Annotated in this window: 16 protein-coding genes; 5 read left to right on the top strand and 11 right to left on the bottom strand. The window is 64.1% G+C overall.

What is annotated here, in order from left to right:
* Positions 1–196 precede the first annotated feature (196 nt).
* On the top strand, positions 197–2125 hold the full coding sequence (locus AC1TPF_RS12610; RefSeq protein ID WP_482144225.1) for a flavin-containing monooxygenase: 1929 nt from the start codon (positions 197–199) through the stop codon (positions 2123–2125).
* 55 nt (positions 2126–2180) lie between these two features.
* On the opposite strand, the gene AC1TPF_RS12615 is transcribed toward AC1TPF_RS12610, so the two are convergent.
* From AC1TPF_RS12615 to AC1TPF_RS12625, 3 genes are all read right to left on the bottom strand, one after another.
* Positions 2181–5564, bottom strand: a complete 3384-nt coding sequence (locus AC1TPF_RS12615; protein ID WP_482144226.1) for a pyruvate carboxylase — start codon at positions 5562–5564, stop codon at positions 2181–2183.
* Between the two features lie 140 nt (positions 5565–5704).
* The gene (locus AC1TPF_RS12620) at positions 5705–5860 is read right to left on the bottom strand and encodes a citrate/2-methylcitrate synthase (RefSeq protein ID WP_482144703.1); all 156 of its coding nucleotides are present in this window, start codon (positions 5858–5860) and stop codon (positions 5705–5707) included.
* Entirely contained in the window at positions 5857–7338 is a 1482-nt protein-coding gene (locus AC1TPF_RS12625) for an APC family permease (protein ID WP_482138521.1), read from the bottom strand. Before AC1TPF_RS12625 ends, AC1TPF_RS12620 begins: the two co-directional genes overlap by 4 nt.
* 134 nt (positions 7339–7472) lie before the next feature.
* Here AC1TPF_RS12625 and AC1TPF_RS12630 point away from each other — a divergent pair, with 134 nt between their 5' ends.
* Genes AC1TPF_RS12630 through AC1TPF_RS12640 form a run of 3 tightly spaced genes read left to right on the top strand, consistent with a single transcriptional unit; the run spans position 7473 to position 12389 of the window.
* Positions 7473–8831: an 8-oxoguanine deaminase gene (locus tag AC1TPF_RS12630; RefSeq protein WP_482144228.1), complete on the top strand. Its 1359-nt coding sequence runs from the start codon at positions 7473–7475 to the stop codon at positions 8829–8831.
* A complete protein-coding gene (locus AC1TPF_RS12635; protein ID WP_482144230.1) occupies positions 8831–9643 on the top strand; it encodes an FAD binding domain-containing protein in 813 nt (270 codons plus the stop codon). Before AC1TPF_RS12630 ends, AC1TPF_RS12635 begins: the two co-directional genes overlap by 1 nt.
* A 13-nt stretch (positions 9644–9656) precedes the next feature.
* The gene (locus AC1TPF_RS12640; RefSeq protein WP_482144231.1) at positions 9657–12389 is read left to right on the top strand and encodes a molybdopterin-dependent oxidoreductase; all 2733 of its coding nucleotides are present in this window, start codon (positions 9657–9659) and stop codon (positions 12387–12389) included.
* Positions 12390–12413: 24 nt separating this feature from the next.
* On the opposite strand, the gene AC1TPF_RS12645 is transcribed toward AC1TPF_RS12640, so the two are convergent.
* The 8 genes from AC1TPF_RS12645 to AC1TPF_RS12680 all read right to left on the bottom strand — a co-directional run bounded on the left by AC1TPF_RS12645 (position 12414) and on the right by AC1TPF_RS12680 (position 19991).
* The gene (locus tag AC1TPF_RS12645; RefSeq protein WP_482138514.1) at positions 12414–13064 is read right to left on the bottom strand and encodes a hypothetical protein; all 651 of its coding nucleotides are present in this window, start codon (positions 13062–13064) and stop codon (positions 12414–12416) included.
* Positions 13064–14770 (bottom strand): GMC oxidoreductase, encoded by a 1707-nt coding sequence (locus tag AC1TPF_RS12650; protein ID WP_482144233.1) that lies wholly within the window; start codon positions 14768–14770, stop codon positions 13064–13066. Before AC1TPF_RS12650 ends, AC1TPF_RS12645 begins: the two co-directional genes overlap by 1 nt.
* A complete protein-coding gene (locus tag AC1TPF_RS12655; RefSeq protein ID WP_482144235.1) occupies positions 14767–16305 on the bottom strand; it encodes a flavin-containing monooxygenase in 1539 nt (512 codons plus the stop codon). Before AC1TPF_RS12655 ends, AC1TPF_RS12650 begins: the two co-directional genes overlap by 4 nt.
* Entirely contained in the window at positions 16302–16829 is a 528-nt protein-coding gene (locus AC1TPF_RS12660) for a TetR/AcrR family transcriptional regulator (protein WP_482138785.1), read from the bottom strand. The genes AC1TPF_RS12655 and AC1TPF_RS12660 overlap by 4 nt, the downstream gene beginning before the upstream one ends.
* A 237-nt stretch (positions 16830–17066) precedes the next feature.
* Entirely contained in the window at positions 17067–18302 is a 1236-nt protein-coding gene (locus AC1TPF_RS12665; protein WP_482144237.1) for an acyl-CoA dehydrogenase family protein, read from the bottom strand.
* 88 nt (positions 18303–18390) lie between these two features.
* The gene (locus AC1TPF_RS12670; protein ID WP_482144239.1) at positions 18391–18873 is read right to left on the bottom strand and encodes a histidine phosphatase family protein; all 483 of its coding nucleotides are present in this window, start codon (positions 18871–18873) and stop codon (positions 18391–18393) included.
* A gap of 38 nt (positions 18874–18911) precedes the next feature.
* The gene (locus AC1TPF_RS12675) at positions 18912–19724 is read right to left on the bottom strand and encodes a CbtA family protein (RefSeq protein ID WP_482144241.1); all 813 of its coding nucleotides are present in this window, start codon (positions 19722–19724) and stop codon (positions 18912–18914) included.
* 15 nt (positions 19725–19739) lie between these two features.
* Positions 19740–19991 carry a CbtB domain-containing protein gene (locus tag AC1TPF_RS12680; protein ID WP_482138503.1) on the bottom strand — a complete coding sequence of 84 codons (252 nt, stop codon included), beginning with the start codon at positions 19989–19991 and terminating at the stop codon, positions 19740–19742.
* A gap of 266 nt (positions 19992–20257) precedes the next feature.
* Here AC1TPF_RS12680 and AC1TPF_RS12685 point away from each other — a divergent pair, with 266 nt between their 5' ends.
* Positions 20258–24844 (top strand): ATP-dependent helicase, encoded by a 4587-nt coding sequence (locus tag AC1TPF_RS12685; protein WP_482144243.1) that lies wholly within the window; start codon positions 20258–20260, stop codon positions 24842–24844.
* Positions 24845–24916 lie beyond the last annotated feature (72 nt).

Consider the following 24916-nt stretch of genomic DNA (forward strand, 5'->3'; position numbering starts at 1 on the left):
GATCGGTCCCGCCCGCGGCCCTGAGGCGACGGCGGATGACTGACCAGCTTCTACTTACCGCTGTTAGCGTGATTGCAGTCACAGCATCGCCAGTAGACCGCCGTTCTGTCAAGTCCCTCTTGCTCGCCCACGGCCAAGTGGCGGAATTCGTCCAAGCCCTTGCATTTTCTAGACTATCCGTGGTTAGTCTTGTGTCGTGAACCTTCAGCCACCCGCACCCGCGAACGGGATCGACTCCGCCCGGCTGGGTCAAGCAGTCAACGCAGCGAACATCCCCACACTCCTCGCCGTCCTCTATCAATTGACCGGCGATCGACAGTGGCTTTCCGCGCGCTACCAGCCGACCCGAAGCCGCGGCATGGACGACAACGCCACCGGTGGATTGTCCGACGACCTCCAGACCGAGGTCCGAGCCGCAACCGTCGACGCGGTCCTCGCCTGGGCCGGCGGCGCAGATCCCGCACACCCCGTCCTCGACACCTCAGAACTCATGGAGGTCATGGAGTTCACCATGGGTGAGCCGGTGCCGCACGAGTTCGGCCCGATGATGGCCGAGGTGATGGGTTTCGACAACACGCCCGAACCTCACCCGACCCGCGCGGTTCCAGGAGATTTCTCGGTTGTGGTGATCGGCTCCGGTATCGCCGGCATGCTCGCCTCGGTCCGCCTGAGCAAGGCCGGTATCAGCCACGTGGTCCTCGAGAAGAACGACAACGTCGGCGGATCCTGGTGGGAGAACACCTATCCCGGCGCCGGGGTGGACACGCCGAGTTACCTGTACTCGTACTCGTTCTTCCGTCACCCGTGGTCGACACATTTCGGTAAACGCGATGAGGTCCAGCAGTATCTCGAAGACTTCGCCAAGACCTACAACCTGCGGACGAACATCCGTTTCGGCACCGAGGTCAGCAGCGTGGTCTACGACGAAGCCACACAGCGGTGGAACATCACCGCCCGCGACACCGACAAGAACCTGATCACACTCTCGTCCACTGCCGTGATCAGCGCGGTGGGTCTTCTCAACCGCCCGAAGATCCCGCCGCTACCCGGACTCGGCACATTCACCGGAGAGCTCTTCCATTCAGCGCAGTGGCCATCGGGAATCGACCTGCAGGGCAAGCGGGTTGCCATTGTCGGCGCCGGTGCCAGCGCCATGCAGATCGGACCCGCCATCGCCGGTTCGGTTGCCTCACTGACCATCTTCCAGCGTTCGCCGCAATGGATCGCCCCCAACGACGTGTACTTTTCGCAGGTCGGCGACGACGTTCATTGGCTGATGGACCATGTGCCGTACTACCACGAGTGGTACCGGGTGAGGCTGTCCTGGATCTTCAACGACAAGGTCCATCCGACCCTGACCGTCGACCCGGAGTGGACCGAGCCGAAGCTCTCGATCAACAAGACCAACCATGGACACCGCGCGTTCTACACGCGCTACCTCAGCGACGAACTCGAAGGTCGCCCAGACCTCATCGAGAAGTGCCTGCCGGACTACCCGCCCTTCGGGAAGCGGATGCTTCTCGACAACGGCTGGTACCGGATGCTGAAACGCCCAGGCGTGGAACTCATCACCGAAGGCGTCGCGGAGATCACCGAGACCGGACTCAAGGACAGCGCCGGCCGGGAACACGAGTTCGACGTCATCATCATGGCCACCGGATTCCACACCGACCGTCTGCTCTACCCCATGGATGTGGTCGGGCGTTCCGGTGCCAGTACCCGTGAGGTGTGGGGTGAGCACGACGCCCGCGCGTACCTCGGCGTCACCGTGCCCGACTTCCCGAACCTGTTCATCATGACCGGACCGAACACGGCCCTTGGCCATGGCGGCAGCTTCATCACCATGCTCGAGTGCCAGATCCGCTACATCATGGACGCGTTGACGCAGATGGTCGATACCGATCTCGGTGCCATCGAGCCTCGTCAAGACGTCCACGACGACTACAACCAGTCGGTCGACGCCGCCCACGCGTCGATGGTGTGGACCCACCCCGGCATGAGCAACTGGTACCGCAACGCCGACGGCCGCGTGGTTGCGGTCCTGCCGTGGCGAATCATCGACTACTGGACGATGACCCGCCACGCCGATCTGACGGAGTACGTGACAGAGCCTGCAAGGCGATAGACACAAGTTCGCCGGCGCCCATCAGGGCGCCGGCGAATCTGTTTACCGCACAGTCTTATTCCAGCTCCACCAGCAAGTCGCCGCCTTCAACCTGCGACACCGACGTGATGGCGACCCGTTTCACGGTGCCTCCGGTGGGCGCGGTGATCGCGGCTTCCATCTTCATGGCCTCGATCGATCCGATCGCTGCTCCGGCGGTCAGCTTTTCGCCCGGCTGCACCACAATCGTGACCACACCACCGAACGGTGCGGCGATGTGTTTCGGATTCCCGGTTTGTGCCTTCTCGGCCACCGCTTCGGTGACGTCGAGGCTGCGATCACGGACCTGCACTGGGCGTAGTTGCCCGTTGAGGATGCACATGACCGTGCGCATCCCCCGCTTGTCCGGTTCGCTGATCGCCTCGAGACCGATGAGCAGTTCGACGCCGGGTTCGAGTTCGACGCGGTGCTCGTCGCCGTAGCGCAGGCCGTAGAAGAACTGGTTCGCCGACAATGTCGAGGTGTCGCCGTAGGCGACCTTGTGCTCTTCGTAGTCCTTGGTCGGACCCGGGAACAGCAAGCGGTTCAGCGTCTTTCGACGCATCGCCGCATCCGGGTCCTGCAGATCGGCCGTGTCTTGTTCCGACAACGCGACTTCGGGTTTGGGCTCGGCCCGCCCGGCCAACGCTCGGCTACGTAGGGGTTCGGGCCAGCCACCAGCCGGATCTCCGAGCTCTCCGCGCAGAAATCCGATCACCGATTCCGGGATGTCGTAGGAGGTGGGATCATCCGAGAACTCCTTGGCACTGACGCCCTGACCGACCAGGGTCAACGCCAGATCTCCGACCACCTTCGACGACGGGGTGACCTTGATCAGCCGACCCAACATGCGATCGGCGTCGGCGTAAGCGCCTTCGATTTGCTCGAACTGATCTCCCAAGCCCAGTGCGACAGCCTGCTGACGCAGATTCGACAGCTGCCCACCGGGAATCTCGTGGGTGTAGACCCGGCCGGTCGGTGACGGCAGCCCGGACTCGAACGGCGCGTATACCTTCCGCAGGGCTTCCCAATACGGCTCGATGTCACAGACGGCACCCAGATCCAGACCGGTGTCGTATTCGGTGTTCGCAGTCGCCGCCACGATCGCCGACAGGGCCGGCTGGCTTGTGGTCCCGGCCATCGACGCCGACGCACCGTCGACCGCGTCCGCACCGGCCTGCCAGGCGGCGTAGTAGGTCGCCAATTGGCCACCCGGGGTGTCATGGGTGTGCACGTGGACCGGCAGATCAAAGTTGCTGCGCAGCGCGGTGACCAGCGCGGTGGCGGCCTGCGGACGCAACAACCCGGCCATGTCCTTGATCGCCAGGATGTGCGCACCCGCGTCGACGATCTGCTCGGCAAGCTTCAGATAGTAGTCAAGCGTGTACAGCTTCTCGTTCGGATCAGACAGATCCCCGGTGTACGACATCGCGACCTCGGCGATCGTGGTACCGGTCTCGCGGACCGCGTCGATCGCAGGCCGCATCTGATCGACATTGTTCAGCGCGTCGAAGATCCGGAAGATGTCGATACCGGTCGAGGCCGCCTCGGCCACAAACGCTTTGGTGACCGTCTCGGGATACGGCGTGTAGCCGACGGTGTTGCGGCCACGCAGCAGCATCTGCAGGTTGATGTTCGGCATCGCTTCACGCAACTGCGCCAACCGATCCCACGGATCTTCCTTCAAGAACCGCAGCGCCACATCATAAGTCGCGCCACCCCAGCACTCCACCGACAACAACTGCGGTGTCGCCGCGGCCACATACGGGGCCACCATGATCAATCCGGACGTCCGTACCCGCGTCGCGAGCAACGACTGATGGGCATCGCGGAAGGTCGTATCGGTGACCCCCAACGCCTTTGACGCCCGCAGATCGGCGGCAAAACCCTCCGGTCCCAGCTTCTGCAACCGTTGCCGCGAGCCGTCAGCCGGCGAGCTGATGTCGATGTCGGGGAGCTTGTCGCGCGGATAGACCGTGGCAGGCCGCTCACCATGAGGCTTGTTGACCGTCACATCAGCCAGATAATTCAGGATCCGGGTGCCGCGGTCGGCCGAGACCCGCGAGGTCATCAGTTGCGGACGCTGCTCGATGAACGAGGTGGTGACATTCCCGGCCCGAAAATCCGGATCATCCAGAACTGCCTGCAGGAAAGGAATATTCGTGGCCACACCGCGGATCCGGAACTCTGCCACCGCCCGCCGGGCGCGGGCCACCGCCGTCTCGAAATCGCGACCGCGACACGTCAACTTCACCAGCATCGAATCGAAGTGCGCGCTGACCTCGGCGCCAAGGGTTGCGCCACCATCGAGCCGGATGCCCGCACCACCAGGTGTGCGGTATGCGGTGATCCGGCCGGTGTCGGGACGGAAACCGTTGGTCGGATCTTCGGTGGTGATCCGGCACTGCAACGCCGCACCGCGAATCTGAACGGTGTCCTGCGACAACCCGAGATCAGACAGCGTTTCACCCGAGGCGATCCGGATCTGCGACTGCACCAGATCCACATCGGTGATCTCTTCGGTGACCGTGTGTTCGACCTGGATGCGCGGATTCATCTCGATGAACACGTGATTGCCGTTGCGGTCGAGCAAGAACTCGACCGTGCCCGCACACGAGTAGCCGATCTGCTTGGCAAACGCCACCGCGTCCGCGCACATCTTTTCGCGCAGCTCCTGCGGCAGGTTCGGTGCAGGCGCCAGCTCGATCACCTTCTGATGGCGCCTCTGCACCGAGCAGTCCCGTTCGAACAGATGCATCACGTTGCCGGCGCCGTCGGCCAGGATCTGAACCTCGATATGACGTGGTTCGATCACCGCCTGCTCCAAGAACACCGACGCGTCGCCAAATGCCGACTTCGCCTCGCGCCCAGCGGCATCGATGGCCTCACGCAACTCGTCGATCGTCGCGACCCGGCGCATACCCCGGCCACCGCCACCGGCGATCGCCTTGACGAACACCGGGAACGTCATCGATTCGGCTGCAACCATCAACTCTTCGACATCATCCGATGCCTCCGACGACGCCAGCACCGGCAGACCCGCTTCGCGGGCAGCAGCGATTGCTCGCGCCTTGTTCCCGGTCAGCTCCAACACCGCGGCACTGGGACCGATGAACGTGATCCCGGCAGCCTCACACGCCGCAGCCAGGTCGGGGTTCTCCGACAAGAAGCCGTATCCGGGATAGATCGCGTCCGCCCCGGCACGACGGGCCGCGGCAATGATCTCGTCCACCGACAGATACGCGCGCACCGGATGACCGGGTTCACCGATCTGGTAGGCCTCATCGGCCTTCAATCGATGAATCGAGTTGCGATCCTCATATGGGTACACCGCGACCGTGCCTGCGCCCAACTCATACGCCGCACGGAACGCACGAATCGCGATCTCTCCACGATTGGCCACCAGCACCTTACGAAACATCAACCCGCCTCCACCTTCATTCGCTCCGATCACTGCACCCACCGCGGGAACCGGACAGAACCCTGCATGAAAGAAACCCTACGACCCGACTACGTCCTCACAAATATTCAGGCCGTGACTGTGCGCTGTTCGTAACCGCGTTATTCACCGAGCGGACGGCTGAAAGCGGTGGATCCGGCCTGCTCAATGACGTGTGCCGCCCATCCGGCCATTCGGCTCATCACAAAAATGGGCGTAGATGTTCCGATCGCAAATCCCATCAAGTGATACGCAAGTAATGTCTGCGCCGTAGCTATGTCTTCGAGCTCGGATCGCCGGCGAGGGCGTCGACGTCATCGACGTCCCGCGGACCGTTATCCATCCGGTTCGCCACGTAGGTCACGCCCCAGAGCACCACTCCGAGCAGCAACATCACGCCCGCGATCTTGTACTGGATCATCTGCGAGTCGGTGCGAGCCCACGGACCGGCCAGGAAAAGGCACAGGATCGCACCCAGTACCGGAATCCAGACCGGTGCCCGGAAGAAGGTCTTGTCGTCAGCACGTTTGAGGACGAGGCAGCACACATTTACCACCGCGAATACGCAGAGCAACAGCAGCCCCGTGGTGCCCGCCAGGGCCGCAACAACATCGTTGCCCGACAACTGATTCACCACGATGATGAGTCCGAACGCGAGCAGTGTGGTGAAGATGATCGCGCTCCACGGCGACCGGCGGTTCGGCAGGACCCTGCCAAGACCTCGCGGAAGTACTCGCTGCTTGGACATTCCATAGATCAACCTGCTGGCCATGAGCATGTTGATGAGCGCAGTGTTGGCCACGGCAAAGACAGTGAGATACGGGAAGATCTCGTCGATCGGCACCGACGGTGCTCCGATCTCGACCACGTGAAGGAGGATGCCCTCGTCACCCGAGTCGTAGTCGAGCGGCAGTACCGCGATCACCGCGACAACGACAAAAACGTAGATCAGGCACGCTATCCCCAGTCCGGACAGCATCACCTTGGGAAAGATCTTCTGGGGTTCCTTGGTCTCTTCCACCATGTTCACCGAGTCCTCGAAACCCACCATCGCAAAGAACGCGATCGTGGTCGCGACGGTAACGGCCAGGAACCATCCCTTGTCGTTGGCATCCTCGAACACCACCAGATTTCCGATGTCGCCCTCACCGGTTCCACGTCCGGCCGCCACGAAACCGATGACGATGACGATGACGAGCGCGAGGATTTCCACCGCGGTCAGGACCACGTTGAACCGTACGGACTCACCGACCCCTCGCAGGTTGACCAGGGCCAGAACGAGCATGAACCCGAGTGCCACCGCCAATTGCGCACCCTCACCGGTGGGTACATCGAACCAACCCAATCCGTCGGCACTACTGAATGATTCATGCAGGCCCGCGAGTAGATTGCCTGCGACGACGTTGGACGAGGTGGACGCACTCGTGATACCCGAACACACCACCGCAAATGCCACGAGGAAGGTGACGAAGTGGATACCGAAGGCTTTCTGCGTATATAACGCCGCACCCGCACATCGCGGGAACTTGGTCACCAGCTCCAGGTACGAGAATGCGGTCAAGGTGGCGACCGCGAATGCCAGGATGAAAGGTAGCCACGCCATCCCGCCGACGTTGTCGATCATCTGACCGGTGACCGCGTACACCCCCGCCCCGAGGATGTCACCGACGATGAACAGGAGCAGCAGGCCCGGCCCCATCACCCGCTTCAGTTCGGGTTCAGATTTGGAAGCGGGATCAACTGTGGTTTCTGTCATTTCAGACCCTCCGGTCCCCAGGCGCCGCCAACCGGCCGCAACCGTTGTATCCGACGGAAATGATGATATTCCTCACCCAGGCCCATACAGGTCGTTGTCATTTCTTTGTAACCCGCTCGTCGTACGGTGACGCCATGAGCACTGTGATCGAGAATGCCTACATTGTCACCATGGATGCCGGGCGCCGGGAGTTGCGCTCCGGTTCCGTGGTTTTTGACGGCAATACGATCACCGCGGTCAGCGAAGGCCGCGTCGACCCACAAATCGCAGCTGTATCCGAGGTGATCGACGGCAGCGGATGCGTCCTGACACCGGGCCTGATCAACACCCACCATCATCTGTACCAGTGGATCACCCGCGGCCTCGCCGCCGATCACACGCTTTTCCAATGGCTCACCACGCTGTATCCGGTGTGGGCGGGTATCGATGAAGAGAGTGTCCACGTCGCCGCCATGGGCGCCTTGGGCCGGCTCGCGCTGACAGGGTGCACAACCAGCACCGATCATCACTACGTCTTCCCCAAAGAGGGCGGCGACCTGCTGGCCGCCGAAATACTCGCCGCACAATCGGTGGGCCTGCGCTTTCACCCCACCCGCGGATCGATGGATCTGAGCGAGAAGGACGGCGGACTACCGCCCGACAGTGTGGTCGAGACGATCGATCAGATCCTCACCGCGAGCTCTGATGCGATCGACCGCTGGCATGACCCGTCGCCCGATGCGATGGTCAAGATCGCCCTTGCCCCCTGCTCTCCTTTCTCGGTGACCGCGGACCTTTTGCGCGCCTCGGCTGAGCTGGCCCGCGAAAAGAACGTGCGACTGCACACCCACCTCGCCGAGACCGTCGACGAATCCGACTACACCGCGGAGCATTTCGGCTGTACCCCGCTGGAGTACATGGAGAGTGTCGGCTGGCTCGGGGACGACGTCTGGTTTGCGCACGGCGTTCACTTCGACGACAAGGCGATCTCCACACTCGCCGCAACCGGCAGCGGAGTTGCCCACTGCCCCACCTCCAATGGCCGATTGGGAGCCGGTATCGCCCGCACCCGGGACCTGATCGCGGCAGGCGTACCCGTCGGTCTTGGCGTGGACGGTGCAGCCTCCAACGAATCGAGCCGCCTGCTCGAAGAAGCCCACCAGGCCGTGTTGATGGCCCGCGCCATCGGCGGTCCCACCGCTCTGACCACCAGGGAAGCTCTCGAGTTGGCAACCCTGGGCGGGGCCCGCGTTCTCGGATATCAGGGCACGCTGGGGTCCATCGAGCCCGGCAAACTCGCCGACCTGGTGCTGTGGCGGCTGGACGGCCTTGGCCACAGCGGCATCGAAGATCCGGTGGCAGCGCTGGTGCTCGGCGACGTCCCGCCCATCGAACGACTATGGGTCAACGGGAAAACGGTTGTCAGCGGCGGGGAGCTGACCACCATCGACGCCGAGGACACCGCACGCAAAGTCGCGGCAGCACATACCGCATTGATCGCCAAGGCAGGCTGATGGATCTCCACACGATAGAAAGCATCGAAACACCACGCACCCGCGCCGATCTGGCAGGGCTGAGCGCCACCGACGGTCTGATGTCCGGCGGCACCTGGTTGATGAGTGAACCGCAGATGCACCTGCGCCGACTGATCGACCTGCGCGGTCTCGACTGGCCCGACCTCACCATCACCGACGACGGACTCGAGATTGCCGCCACCTGCACCATCGAGACACTCAACTCGGCGCACTACCCAGCCGAATGGGTTGCCACCGCCCTCTTTCCCGCCGCCGCCCGCGCACTGCTGGCATCGTTCAAGATCTGGAAGAACGCCAGCGTGGGCGGCAACCTCTGCCTCGGATTCCCCGCAGGCGCAATGATTTCGATGACCTCTGCGCTCGACGCCCGACTTCTGGTGTGGAAAGCAGACGGCAGTGACCGGATCTACACGGTGCCGCAATTCGTCATCGCACAGAACGAGACCATTCTCCAACCCGGAGACGTGCTGCGCTCCATCATGATTCCGGCTTCCGCACTGACCCAGCCCACCGCGCTGCGCAAAATGGCCATGTCGCCGCTGGGCCGCTCCGGCGTGGTGGTCATCGGACGCAACCGACCGGCAGGCGCATTGATCTCGGTGACGGCCGCGACCCGCGTCCCCTATGTGATCGCGACGGAATCGATGGAACCCGATGAGGTTGCGGCCCATATCGATTCGGCGATACCCCTGCAGGCGTACTATTCCGATCCACACGGCGCGGCCGACTGGCGCCGTCACGTCACCGGTGTTCTGATCCGGGACGTTGTTGCCGAGCTCGCCGGTTCGTGAAGGGCAAAGACATATGAAGATCAACGGGAAACCTGTCGATGGCCGCCCCGCACCCGGTCAGTGCCTGCGCACGTTCATTCGCGACCAGGGTGAGGACAGTGTCAAAAAGGGTTGCGACGCCGGCGACTGTGGTGCCTGTTCGGTTCTGATCGACGGTGAGCCGCATCATTCGTGCCTGATCCCCGCGTTCCGGGTGGCCGATGCCGAGATCACCACCGTGGCCGGGCTCGGCACCCCCGACAACCTGCATCCGCTGCAGCAGCGATTTGTCGACGCGGCCGGCTTCCAGTGTGGCTTCTGCACTGCCGGGATGGTGGTCACCGTCAGCGCGCTCGACCAGGCTCAGCGAGACGATCTTCCGCAGAGCCTGAAGGGAAACCTGTGCCGCTGCACCGGTTATCGTTCCATCTGCGATGCCATCAACGGAGTCGTGGGGGTCGAGAAAGTCTCCGCAGGCGATCCGGGGCTCTCGGTGGGACGGTCGATCCCGGCACCGGCCGCGGCGCGCATCGTCACCGGCACCGAGCCGTACACGATGGACCGGCTTCCCAGCGATCTCGGACACATCGCCGTCGTCGGTAGCCCGCATCCGCATGCCCGGATCGTGTCGATCGACACCACCGCGGCGCAGCAGTTGCCCGGAGTGCGCGCGGTATTGACGCACCGGGACGATCCCGGAGTGCCCTTTTCGACGGCCCGCCACGAGAATCGTCTCGACAACCCCGACGACACCTACGTTTTCGACACGACCCTTCGTTTCGTGGGGCAGCGGGTCGCCGCCGTTGTCGCCGATTCGATGACCATCGCCCGCCGGGCCGGAGAGCTGATCGCCGTCGAATACGAAGTGCTGCCCGCCAACTTCGATCCGGCTCTTGCCACCGAACCCGGCACGCCCTTGGTCCACGGCGACAAGAGCACCGATGCCCGCATCACTGATCCGCAGCGCAACCTCGTTGTCGAATTCGGGGGCACCACAGGCGATGTGGAGGCCGGTATCGAAGCGGCCCGGGCCGCCGGCGGAACCGTGGTCTCCGGACGCTGGCAGACCGCGCGGATCCAGCACACACATCTCGAGACCCACGGCGCCGTCGGTTGGCGGGATGATGACGGCCGCTTCGTCATTCGTTCGAGCACGCAGGTCCCGTTCCTGACCCGCGACGGGCTGTGCCACATCTTCGGCCTGTCCGTCGACGACGTCCGGGTCTACACGTCTCGGGTCGGTGGCGGCTTCGGAGGTAAGCAGGAACTCCTGACCGAGGACCTCGTGGTGCTGGCGATGATCAAGACCGGCCGCCCGGCGGTCTACGAGTTCACCCGGACCGATCAGTTCACCATCGCGACGTGCCGTCACCCGATGCGCGTCGACGTGACCGCGGCTGCCGGCGCCGACGGTGTACTCACCGCACTCTCGGTCTCGGTGCTGTCAGATGCCGGCGCGTACGGCAATCACAGCGGCCCCGTGTTGTTTCATTCATGTAGTGAATCCGTCGCCCTGTATCGGTGCGCGAACAAGCACGTCGACGCACGTGCGGTGTACACCAACAACATTCCGTCGGGAGCATTCCGCGGCTACGGACTCGGCCAGGTCGCGTTCGGGATCGAGGGTGCGATCGACGAATTGGCCGCGCAGCTCGGCATCGATCCGTTCGAGATGCGCCGGATCAACACCACCGTCCCGGGTGATCCGTTTGTGACCTGGGAAGTCGAAGACGACGACCTCGAGTTCGGCAGCTACGGCCTCGACCAGTGCCTGGATCTGGCCCAGCAGGCACTGCAGTCGGCTCGCACCGATCCCACGCGCAACGGCGAAGCGCTTGCCGACCAGCCGCATTGGCGGGTAGGTGAAGGCATGGCCTCCACGATGATTGCGACGAATCCGCCGCGCGGCCACTATGCCGATGCCAGGATGACACTGACCCCTGACGGTGTTTTCGTGGCGGCTGTGGGTACCGCCGAGTTCGGCAACGGAACCACCACCGTTCTCACCCAGATAGCCGCGTCGGCACTGGGCTGCGCGCCGACCCAGATCGTCATCCGCCAGTCCGACACGGACGTCATTGGTTACGACACCGGCGCATTCGGCTCAGCAGGCACGGTCGTCGCAGGCAAGGCGCTGAGCTTGGCCGCGGACGAACTCCGCCGGAAGATTCTCCAGATCGCGGCAACCGAACTCGGGGCAGATCAATCCGAATGTGTTCTGGGCCCCCAGGGCGTACAAGCCGGAGCAGCCTTCATCGACCTTGCCGGTATCGCCGCAGCCGCCGGTGGACCACTCGAATGCGAAGGCACCCACAATGGCAGCCCGCGGTCGGTGGCCTACAACGTGCACGCCTTCCGGGTCGCGGTCAACACCGCGACCGGCGAGGTCCGCATCCTGCAGTCGCTGCAGGCCGCCGACGCCGGTGTGGTGATGAACCCCGGGCAGTGTCGCGGACAGATCGAAGGCGGTGCGGCACAGGCCATCGGCACGGCGCTGTACGAGGAGATGATCATCGACGAGGGTCATGTGATCACGCAGGTGCTGCGGAACTATCACATCCCGGCGCTGGCCGATGTGCCCCGCACCGAGGTGTACTTCGCCGACACCTACGACACCATCGGCCCACTGGGTGCGAAGTCGATGAGCGAGGCGCCATACAACCCGGTTGCGCCTGCCTTGGAAAGCGCCATCCGCAACGCGATCGGCGTCCGGATCCACGAGTTGCCGATGAACCCGCCAAGGGTCTGGCGAGCCCTCACCCCCTGACCTCACCCGGTGCAGGTGGTTGGGTCAGGACGAAATTGTCCGAGCGGTACCGGTTTCCATCGTTCCGGAGACGATCTGCAGGCCATGGTGGGTTCCGGTCTTGAGCCAGCTGGACAGGGTCGGGCCCTCGGCAAGGACAGCGACCTTCGCGTAGCGGGCCCGTCCCGTCAGCTTGGTCGCCGCGATGTCCACGCCGCCGTCAACCGGTTGGGCAAATCCGAGAGCGCCCTTGATCGGGAACGACGGCCCGCGCCCATCGGACTGGGTTTGCACCAGCCAGTCACGTCCCGAGACACCGGCACCTTCGAGGACGTCGCCGGTGAAGTCGGCCAGCACCTTTGGCAACTGCCAGTGGAAGCGACCACCGTGAACCGAGGCGGCCGAGTCGACGGCGATGAACGGCACCGACAACCGAGGCATCATCCCGAGCCCACCGCCCGGCCGCCGAAGGACCGGACTGGCCAGGATCTCGCGATACGGTCCAACCGGCGAGTCCAGATAGTCGACGACCATCCCGACGGTGATGTTGATCGTCGATTCTCGGCCACCGAGGGCCACGGCTTCATCGGTTGCCCGGTGCCACCAGAGCGTGGCCCGCACCGACGCCGGCCACGGCGGCGGAGAGCTGATCGGCAGTTGCTCCGGAGCACCTTCGGATTCGACCACACTCCACATCAGCAGGCTCCCTTCACTGTCTCGGAACCGGTCACGAACAGGGGCAGCCGTAACGCGCCGCGTGCATCTGCCGGAACCACCGGCGAGGTGGGTGGCACGGGGGGCAGCCGCACGTATGTTTCGCCGACCCCGGGGCGACGGTCAACCTCGCCCTTGTTGGGCCACAGCGCAATCGCACGTTCGGCCTGCGCGGTGATGGTCAGCGACGGGTTGACACCCAGATTGGCGCTCACCGCCGATCCGTCGACCACATGCAGCCCGGGATGTCCGAAGACACGGTGATACGGGTCGACCACACCCTGCTTCGAATCCGCGCCGATGACACAACCGCCCAGGAAGTGAGCGGTCATCGGGATGTTGACCACTTCGGCCATCGATCCGCCCGGATCGCCGTCGATCTTGTCCGCGAGCAATCGGATCGCCGTATGTCCCTGTGGAATCCATTCGGGCGGCGGGTTTCCCGAGCCGGGCCGGCTGGTCAGCTTCCGGCCGAAGATGCCGCGCTTGGACGCCAGTTCGAGTGAGTTGTCATCGGTCTGCATCACCAGTGCGATCACCGTCTTCTCCGACCAGTGCCGCACCGACAGGCTCCGAACGAACGCGCCCGGATGACGCAGTGCGACACCAACCGTCTTGAGTATCCGAGGAGTTCGCCCGCCACCATCGGACAACACCGTCTGCAACAGTCCGATGGCATTGCTGCCCTTGCCGTATCGAACCGGCTCGATATGCGTGTGGTCGTCCGGATGGAAGGACGACGTGATGGCGACACCGTTGGTGTAGTCGATATCCCGGTTGCGAGCGGTCGCGGCCAACACCGCCTCGGAGTTGGTGCGCACCACCGAACCCAGTTGCTCTGACAGACGCGGCAGTTCCCCGGTCTCCTTCATCGCAAGCAGCAGTTTCTGCGTGCCGTAGGTTCCGGCGGCGAACACCACCTGGCCGGCAAAGATGCTCTTCTCACGACGCCGCAGCTTGGCACCTGTGCGCCGGGTGACGATCTCGTATCCGTCGGCGGACGGCCGAACCGCGCGCACCGTGGTCAGCGGCAGGACCGTCACCCCGGCCTTCTCGGCCAGATGCAGGTAGTTCTTCACCAGGGTGTTCTTGGCACCCACCCGGCAACCGGTCATGCAGGATCCGCATTCGGTGCAGGCCGTGCGCTCGGGGCCGGACCCACCGAAGAATGGATCTGCCACCCGCTCACCGGGGTTGCCGAACAGGACACCCACCGGCGTGGTGCTGAACGTCGAGCCGACGCCCATGTCGTCGGCCACCTCTCGCATGACCTTGTCTGCGGCCGTCACACTCGGGTTGTCGACAACGCCCAGCATCCGACGGGCCTGATCGTAGTAGGGGTCCAGTTCGTCGAACCAGTCGGTGATGTCGCCCCACTGCGGGTCTTCGAAGAAGCGTTTCGGCGGCTGGTACAGCGTGTTGGCGTAGTTCAGCGATCCGCCGCCCACCCCCGCCCCTGCCATCACCAGGACGTCGGGCAACAGGTGTATGCGCTGCACGCCATAGCAACCCATCCACGGCGCCCACAGGTACTTGCGCAATCGCCAACTGGTCTTCGGCAGCTCGTCGTCTTCGAAGCGGCGCCCGGCCTCGAGAACCGCCACCTTGTAGCCTTTTTCGGCCAGACGGAGTGCGGCCACCGATCCACCGAAACCGGATCCGACAACCACCACGTCATAGTCGTTCATGCAGGCTCACTTTCTCGTGGCTGCGGAACCACTGCACCGCTGCCGAGTTCGAAGTCGCTGAGATTTGTTGTGCGCAGGAGCTTGCGGAACTCCCAGGTGAACGTCGGCCACATGACCGAGTTGCGGCCCTTGCGATCGAAGTACCAACTGGAGCATCCGCCTGCGTTCCAGACGGTGTCCGTCAATTGCTCGTCGATGTCCGCGTTGTAGGCCTCTTGCGCCTCACGCTTGACGTCGATGCTGGACAACTTGCGGTTGGTCATCTGCGCGATCGCCGAATTGATGTAGTTCGCCTGCGATTCCAGCATGTACACGATCGAACTGTGTCCGAGGTTGGTGTTCGGTCCATACATCAGGAACAGATTCGGGAAACCGTTCACCGACGTCCCCCGATAGGCACTGGGACTGCCGTTCCACGATTCGGCAAGGCTGCGGCCGTCAGCGCCGTGCAACACCTGCGCCACCGGCGGCTCTGTCGCGGTGAAGCCGGTACCGAAAACCACCGCGTCGACCTTGTGTTCCACCCCGTGCCCATCGACAACCCCATCCGCGGTCATCGCCGCCACTGCGGTGTCCACGAGGTTCACATCGGGTCGGGCGAGCGTCCGAAGCCAATTGTTGCTCAGCAGCATCCGCTTGCAACCAATGGTGAACTTCGGCGTCAGCTTTTTCCGCAACACCGGATCTTTGACCTGTCTGCGCAGCTGGCTCTTGGCGAGCAGTTTGAACAGCGGCAACAGGAACGTGAACTTCGCCAGCGCGAGGACGTAGCCCTCGCGGTAAACGTAGAGGCCACCCCTGGCAAGCTTCTGCGACGAGGGCAACACCTTGTACAGCGTGCGCTCCAGTGTGCCGATCGAACGATCGAGCCGAGGGATGATCCATGCCGGTGTGCGCTGGAAGACAGTCAGATGTTCTGCGGGATCAGCCAATTCGGGGACGAACTGGATGGCCGATGCACCGGTTCCGACCACCGCGATGCGCTTGCCTGCCGGGTCGAAACTATGATCCCAGGTGGCGCTGTGGAATATCGTCCCGGTGAAATCTTCGATCCCGGGGACATCCGGAAAGCTCGGATTCGACAGGGTCCCCGTCGCAGCGACCAACACTTGGGCCGAGGTAACACCGCGGGAGGTCTCGACCTCCCACCGCGAGGTCACCGAATCCCATCGCGCGGTGAGCAACTCGCAGTCGAACACGGTCCGCTCGCGCATCCCGTGCTGGTCCGCCACCGTCTTCAGATAATCGAAGATCTCCGGCTGACGGGCGTAGTTGTGTGTCCATGCCGGACTCGGCGCGAAGGAGAACGAGTACAGGTTGCTCGGAACATCGCACGCCGCACCGGGATAGGTGTTGTCGCGCCAGGTTCCGCCCACATCCGATGCACGTTCGATGAGCACCACGTCGGATGAGGTCTTTTCGGTCAGGATCTTGTGCGCCGCGGCCATCCCGGCAAAGCCGGTTCCGACGATCAGCGTGTGCACCTGCGCAGGCAATGCTGCCTGCGGAACTGTGCGTGAGGGTTGAGTACTCATGTGCGGGTCACCATTGCCTCCCATATCGGGACGAGGCGCTGCCGCATCTCCCGGTCGGTTGTGTCGTTGCGAAAGAGAGCCGAAACCGCCAGTCCCCTGGCCAGTTCAACGCTGATCTCGATGGCTTCCGGTGACATCCGATCACCGAAAATCGCCGCACTGCCTGCCTGAATGGCCTCGTTCACCCGCGCTTCGAGGGGCAGCACCGCGGCGTGCAGCACCGGATCGGTACGCGCTGCGATCCACAGTTCGAGCGCGGCATAGAACAGCGGCCCGGAGAAGGCATCGAGAAACAGCTCGACCCCGGCCTTGTCGTCCGCCACATGGGCGTCGAGCATCTCGGCGAGCCGTTGCTCCACCAAATGCTCGACTGCCGCGACCACCAACGACTCTTTCGTCGGAAAATGATGCAGCTGCGCGCCTCTGGAAACCCCCGCGCGACGGGATATCTCCTGGGTGCTCGTCCCGGCGTAACCCTTGTCGATAAGGCAGCCGATCGCCGCATCGAGCAGCCTGGCCCGCATCTGCGCGGTGCGCTGTGCCTGGGTACGACTGGGTGTCACATCCGGGTCGGCGGACCCGTTTGTGTCATCGGTCGTTGATGTGTTTGTCGCCACACAAGCGACAGTAACCGAGAAGTAAGAAACAGTCCAGTCTGTTTGTAAGTTGGTTCCGGGTATTTCTCCGACAAAAGCACACGGTCCAGTCATAGGCACACGTTGCAACGTGTGCTTTTGACTGGACCGTGTGCTTTTGCGGGTCTAGCGGGCCAACACACCCTTCGCGACGTGGGTGATCTGGATTTCGTTGCTGCCGGCGTAGATCATCAGCGACTTGGCGTCGCGCGCCAGCTGCTCGACTCGGTATTCGGCCATGTAGCCGTTGCCGCCGAACAGCTGCACGGCTTCCATCGCGACGTCCGTGGCGGTCCTCGACGAATAGAGCTTCATCACCGACGCTTCGGCCAGATCGAGCGGCTTACCCGCCTTCGAGCGTTCGAGCGCGTGGAACACCATGTTCTGCACATTGAACCGGGCCACCTCCATCTCGGCGAGCTTGAGTTGGATCAACTGCAGATCAGCAATGGGCTTGCCCCACAACGTGCGCTGTTTCGCGTAGTCGATCGACAGCCGCTGGCACTCGTTGATGATTCCGAGCGACAGCGTCGCGATCCCCACGCGTTCCATGGCGAAGCCGGCCTTGGCACCCTCGCCACCGCTGCCCGTTCCGGTGTCCTCGGTCTCCCCGAGCAAGCGGTCCTTTTCGAGTACGACGTTGTCGAAGAACAGCTCACCGGTCGGCGACGACATGATGCCCATCTTCTTGAACGGTTTGCCCTGCGTGAAGCCCTCCATACCTTTGTCGAGCACAAACGTGAGGACCTTGCGGTGTCGCCGGTCGACATCGGGATCTCCCTCGTCGAGCTTCGCGAACACCACCACCGTGTCGGCGTACGGACCATTGGTGATGAACGTCTTCTGCCCGTTGAGGATGTACTTGTCACCGTCGCGCCGAACCGTTGTCTTCATGCCGCCCAACGCATCCGAACCCGAGTCCGGTTCCGTGATCGCCCATGCCCCGACCTTGTTCAAGGTGACGAGATCGGGCAGCCACCGCTTCTTCTGGGCCAGCGTTCCCCGCGATCTGACGGTCGAGGGCGTCAGCCCCATGCTGACCCCCATCGACGCGACGATGCCCAGGCTCACCCCGGACAACTCGATGTTCAAGATCGACGCCATCGACGTCATACCCCCACCGCCGGACCCCGACTTCGGCTCGGCCTCACCACGCGCGACCGCCTCTTCGTGCGCAAGATCCTTTTCGAGTGCGTCGGACGCCATGGCGTCGATGCCAAACGACTTCAGCATCAGCCGGATGATGTCGTAAGGCGGCAGATTTCCGGTCTCGAGCTCATCGACGTGGGGACGGATCTCCTTGTCGACAAAGCTCCGGACCGCATCCCGCACCATCAGGTCTTCTTCGGACCACTCGAACATTCAAATCCCCTACCGTTGGCGTATCCACTCGATACCCAACACTAGAACAAGTTCCAGTTCTTGTGCCTGGTTCAGGTATCGGGTCGACCTAGTGGCCCCCGAACCGGACCCGCCACCGCGCGTCGCGTCGCGACAGGTTGACGATGTGGGCTGGTGCAACCTCGACACTCCAGAAGTCGCAACCAAGCGCAGCTGCCACCAACCCTTGCGCGGTCCCACTCGTCACCACCGCGGTCTGGTCCGATTCGGCACAGCTCGTGAGCCAATCATCAAGTCGCGCAACAAAGGCGGCGACGCTCTCGCCGCCGTGCGACGCGAAATCCGGGTCCGCCAACCAGGTACCGAGCTCGATCGGATCGACCTGCTCGGGGACAAGCGTGTGCCACGCCCCGAGGTCGATCGCCGCCAGCCGAGGTTCAACCGGGCCGATGGCGCCGATCAGTGCAGCGGTCTCGCCGGCCGCACGTTCCGGCGCAATCTGCACCGGGTCCGGATACGGCAAACGCAGCCGCGCACAATCGGCGCGACCGCGTCTGTCGAGTGGTTCATCGGCACCAAATCTCAGTGCCACGTTGGGACCGGTGCGGGCCGCGGTGATCAATCGCAGTTTCAGCCGACGCTCGCAGATGCCGGGACCTGAGCCGCACGTGCCTGACGCTTGCCGATCACGGTCAAGATCACCGCGAACGCCAGCCCGAGGACAGTCCAGAGGATGACCTGGTTCAGGACCGAGTAGAAGCGGAAGTCACCGAAGGCGTCTGCCGGGAAGCCCGACATGACGATGGTGTCGCCATCCAGAAGCTCGCCCGGTATCTCGTCGTACTTCGGCAACAGCAGAATCACGATCCCGGCAGCCAGCAGGTAGGCCGCACCCGACACAATCGCCGCGTACAGTCCGCCGATCTTCGGTGACAGGTAGAACGCGAGAACCCACGCGGCGATCATGAACGCCACCGACAGCACTGTGATCGTGAGGAACGAACTGGTTCGCCCGTTGATGGTGCCTTCCAGGTCGACCGCAGGAGGGTTCGCCGGGTATGCGCAGAACGGGATCAGGTAGGCCGCGACGAACCCGGATAGCGCCAGCAGACCTGCCACCGAACGGGGGTCGGTCTGCGGATGGCGACGTCCGACGTACGCCCAGGCGACAGTGAACGCAACAGCCAAAAATGCACCCATGATCAGGCCGAACGCAACCGTCCCGACGCCAACACCCAGATTCTGTTGGATGGTGCGGCTGACCACCTCTTCGCCGTGTTCGTGAACACCGCCTGCGATGGCGATCTCTGCGTCCGGACGCTCACCCTCGTAGGCAATGGCCCGGTCCACCAGCGGTTCGATGTAGATGCGGGCAAACACGAAGGAGAACAACCCGGCAACGATCCCGGCGATCAGGCCGGCCCCTATGAATTTCTTTTCCATGTTCGTCGGCGCCCGTCAGTGGCACGGGAAGCCGAGGAAATGGCGTGCATCGTGCACGAACTCGTGCACATGAGTGTCGGCGCCGAACACGGACACCGCACCCTGGTCGTACCCGAGGAAGTAATAGGCCAGCGCCGCGACGAAGGTGGTCGCCGTCAGCCATAGCGCGGTGTTGACCACCGATACATCAGGTACGGCGACGGCAAGCCCGGCACCAGAACCTGATTGTGCACCTGAAAATGCTGCGGATACTGCAGGACTCGACAACTGAACTCCTCTCGCGGGTAGACGCGCCCGCGTTTTCGATGGATGTTCGCTGGGTGTCGGTGCTCTGACTCGTTCCGGCGGATCCTGGTGACTCCGCCTGAACTCACAGTGGCGCGACCGTTCCGGACTTACACCGGATTTCCCGTCCACACAGCGTTGGGCTGACTCTAAACCTGCGCGTTTTGCCCGGTCAAGGCGAACAGTGCAGACGACCTGTCAGATCCATCCCCGGCGTCACTGTCAGACCACTCGTGGATCATGGAGCAATGGCCGCCCGCAAGCCCTCCCCGCCGAAGTCTGCCGGCATCGACACCCAGCAGGTCCTCGGCCGGTTCACCGCGCCCACCCGGGCGTGGTTCGCCGCTGCGTTTCCCGAACCCACCGCGGCCCAACTGGGTGCCTGGAACTCGATCGCTGACGGCCAGAACACACTGGTGGTGGCACCAACCGGGTCCGGAAAGACGCTGTCGGCCTTCCTATGGGCGCTCGACCAGCTCGCCGCCCACCCAACCCCGGAGGGAGCCGAGCCCGCGGGTACCCGGGTTCTCTACGTGTCGCCGCTGAAAGCACTGGCGATCGACGTCGAACGCAACCTGCGTGCACCGCTGATCGGGCTGACCCGGGCGGCACAGGATCTGGGCGAACCCGTCCCCGAGATCACTGTCGGCGTCCGCTCCGGTGACACGCCGCCCGCCCAACGTCGGCAACTGCTGCGCAAGCCACCGGACATCCTCATCACCACACCCGAGTCGCTCTTCTTGATGTTGACATCGTCGGCCCGCGAGACGCTGACCTCGGTAGAGACCGTCATCATCGATGAGGTTCACGCGGTTGCCGGGACCAAACGGGGCACCCACCTCGCCGTCTCGCTGGAACGTCTCGATGCACTCCTGGACAAACCCGCGCAGCGCATCGGATTGTCGGCGACCGTGCGACCCCCGCAGCGCGTCGCCGAGTTCCTGTCCGGGAGCCGCCCCTGCACGGTGGTGCAGCCGCCTGCGCAGAAAACATTCGACCTGTCCGTCGATGTCCCCGTCGCCGACATGACCAACATTCCGGTGATCGCGGGCAGCGACGGGTTCGACGACGAGGCATCGGCGCCGGTTGCCGGGTCACTGTGGCCGTATGTCGAGAGCTCCATCGTCGATCTGATCGAGAAGAACCGGGCCACGATCGTCTTCACGAATTCGCGTCGACTCGCCGAACAGTTGACGGCCCGGCTCAATGAGGTCCACGCCACCCGAATCGGCGAAGCCCCGGAATCGCGCCCGAATCCCCGGGTGCCCGGCGGCGCCCCGGCACAGGTGATGGCCAGCGGCGCCAGCAAGGGTGCCGCTCCCCTGCTCGCCCGCGCACATCATGGTTCGGTCAGCAAAGAGGTCCGCGGACAGATCGAGGAAGAACTCAAGGCCGGACGCCTGCGCTGTGTTGTCGCCACCAGCAGTCTCGAGTTGGGCATCGACATGGGGGCGGTCGATCTGGTCATCCAGGTGGAAGCACCGCCGTCGGTGGCGAGCGGCCTGCAGCGGATCGGTCGGGCCGGCCACCAGGTCGGGGAGATCAGCCAGGGCGTCCTGTTTCCCAAACATCGGGCCGACCTGCTGCGGTGCGCGGTCGCCGTCGAACGGATGACCGACGGACTCATCGAAGAACTCACGGTCCCGGCCAATCCGCTCGACATCCTCGCGCAGCAGACCGTCGCCGCCTGCGCCACGGGCACTATTGGTGTCGACGACTGGTATCAACTCGTGCGCCGCAGCGCGCCGTACGCAACGCTGTCGCGGCCCGTTTTCGACGCCACCCTCGACCTGTTGTCGGGGCGCTATCCGTCCGACGAGTTCGCCGAACTGCGGCCACGGATCGTCTGGGATCGGGCGCAGGGCACGCTGACCGGCCGTCCCGGCGCGCAACGCCTGGCCGTCACCTCGGGTGGCGCGATCCCCGATCGCGGAATGTTCGCCGTCTACATGGTCGGCGAAAAGCAAACGCGGGTCGGCGAACTCGACGAGGAGATGGTCTACGAATCGCGGGTCGGCGATGTGTTTGCCCTGGGTGCCACCAGTTGGCGCATCGAGGACATCACCCACGACCGGGTCCTGGTCACGCCGGCATTCGGGCAGGCCGGGCGATTGCCGTTCTGGCACGGCGACAGTATCGGCCGACCAGCCGAGTTGGGCGAGGCCATCGGCCGGTTTGTCGGCGAGCTGATCGACAACAAGAAGCTGGAGTCGCACGCGAAGCGGCTGGGTCTCAACGATTTTGCCCGCGACAATCTCGCTCAGCTGGTGTCAGAGCAACAGGCCGCCACCGGCCATCTGCCCACCGACCGCACCCTACTGGTCGAAAGATTCCGCGACGAGCTCGGCGACTGGCGGGTGATCCTGCACTCCCCCTTCGGTTTACGGGTTCATGCGCCGTGGGCAAGCGCGGTCGCGGCGCGTCTGGAGCAGGACTATGGCATCGACGGGGCGGTCTCGGCAGCTGACGACGGCATCATCGTCCGCCTTCCCGACACCGACGACCAGCCTCCCGGCGCAGCACTGTTCGGTTTCGAGGCCGACGAGATCGAGCAGATCGTCACCGAGCAACTCGGCGGGTCTGCCATGTTCGCCTCCCGGTTCCGCGAATGTGCCGCCAGGGCGCTGCTTTTACCGCGCCGCAACCCAGGACGTCGGGCGCCGCTGTGGCAGCAACGCCAACGCAGCGCGCAACTACTCGATGTGGCCCGGAAGTACCCACAGTTCCCGATCATCCTCGAGGCGTTTCGCGAATGTCTCCAGGACGTCTACGACCTCCCCGCGTTGACCGATCTGCTCACCCGGATCGCAACGCGGCGCCTGCGGATCATCGAGATCGAAACGCAGACACCGTCTCCGATGGCTTCGTCGTTGCTGTTCGGGTATGTGGGCGCCTTCATGTACGCGGACGACGCCCCGCTGGCCGAGCGCCGCGCCGCCACCCTGTCCCTCGACACCGCATTGTTGGCCCAGCTCCTGGGACGGGTCGACCTGCGAGAGTTGCTCGACGCGAAGGTGATCGCCGATACCGAGGCCAAGCTGCAGCGCCTGCATCCCGATCGCCAGGCCCGCGACCTCGAAGGCATCGCCGATCTGTTGCGCTGGCTCGGACCACTGAGCGCCGCCGATGTGGGTCTGCGCTACACCGGCGACGATCCACAGCCATTGCTCGACGAACTCGTGGCCTCGGGCCGGGCCATCACGATCCAGCGCGGCTCGGCGCAGTTGTACGCGGCCGCCGAAGATGCCGGACGCCTTCGAGACGCATTGGGAATCCCTCCACCGCAGGGGCTTCCGCTGGCCTTCCTCGAACCGGTGGACGACCCGCTCGGCGACATCGTCGGCCGCTACGCGCGTACCCACGGCCCGTTTGTCGCGTCCGACGCCGCAGCAGCGCTCGGAGTCGGCGTAGCGGTCGTCCGCGACACCCTGGTGCGTTTGGCCGGACAGCGACGCGTGGTCGAGGGCGATTTCCGCCCCGAACCTGCGGGAACCGTGACCGGTGCCGAACAGTGGTGCAACACCGAGGTACTCGCCGTGTTGCGCCGAGGTTCTCTGGCCGCGAGCCGCGCGGAGATCGCGCCGGTGAGTCACGAGACCTACGCCCGGTTCGTCACGGGCTGGCAGCACGTCACCGCACGGTCGCGGCTGCGTGGCATCGACGGTGTGTCCGCGGTGATCGATCAGCTTGCCGGAGTACCCATTCCGGCATCGGCGTGGGAGTCGCTGATCCTGCCCGCACGGGTGGCCGACTATCGCCCCGACATGCTCGACGAATTGACCGCCGGTGGCGAGGTGCTCTGGGCGGGTCACGGAAGGCTGTCCGGATCCGACGGCTGGATCAGTCTGCATCCGGCGGACGTCGCCGAGGACAGTCTCCCCATTCCGGTCGAGATCGACATGAGCGAGTTGCATCACCGGCTACTCGAACAGCTCTCCTCCGGCGGCGCCTTCTTCTTTCGGCAACTCAGCGATGCGCTCACTCTCGGCGGCGTGGCTCCGCTCGGTTCAGATCTGGAGACCGCGTTGTGGGATCTGGCCTGGGCCGGACGGATCAGCAACGACACCTTCAGTCCGGTGCGGGCGCTGCTCGGTCCCGGTCGCAAATCGGGCGCCACCCGCAGTGCCCCGGCGCATCGTGGACGCAGCCGATTCGCCCGCACCCCACGCACTGCGCCACTGTCGATGACCGGGCGATGGTTCGCCCTGCCCGAACCCACGTCCGATCCGACACGAGCGGTGGCCGCTCAGTGTTCGGCCTTGCTCGATCGGTATGGCGTGGTGACGAAGGGTGCGGTGATGACCGAGGGCATCGCCGGCGGATTCTCGCGGGTATACAAGGCGCTCAGTGGATTCGAGGACAGCGGCAAGGTCCGGCGCGGGTATTACATCGACGGGCTCGGTGGTGCCCAGTTCGCCGCGACCACCACCGTCGATCGTCTCCGCGACGAGGTCGAGACGACCGGCACCTGTGCTCTGGCCCTCGCGGCCACCGACCCGGCCAACCCGTATGGCGCGGCGCTGGCATGGCCGAAACAAACCGAAGGACACCGGCCCGGCCGCAAGCCGGGCGCGCTGGTGGTTCTCGTCGACGGGCACCTGGTGTTGTTTGTCGAGCGCGGCGGAAAGACGGTTCTGACGTTCAGCGAAAACGTCGCACATCTGGAGGCGGCGTCCGGGGCTCTGGCGAAGGTGGTGATCCGGGGTCAGGTCGACCGGCTACACGTCGAACGAGTCAACGGCGACCCCGTTCAGACGAGCGACCTCGCACCACATCTACGCGAAAGCGGATTCGCGGCCACGCCTCGAGGGTTGCGGCTACGGCGAACCGGCTGAACCGGATCACCCGAAACCTCCCGGTTGTGGCGTACAGGGTCGGTCGGCACAATTTACTGTGTACCTAGCCCG

The organism is Williamsia sp. Y853 (assembly GCF_056786495.1).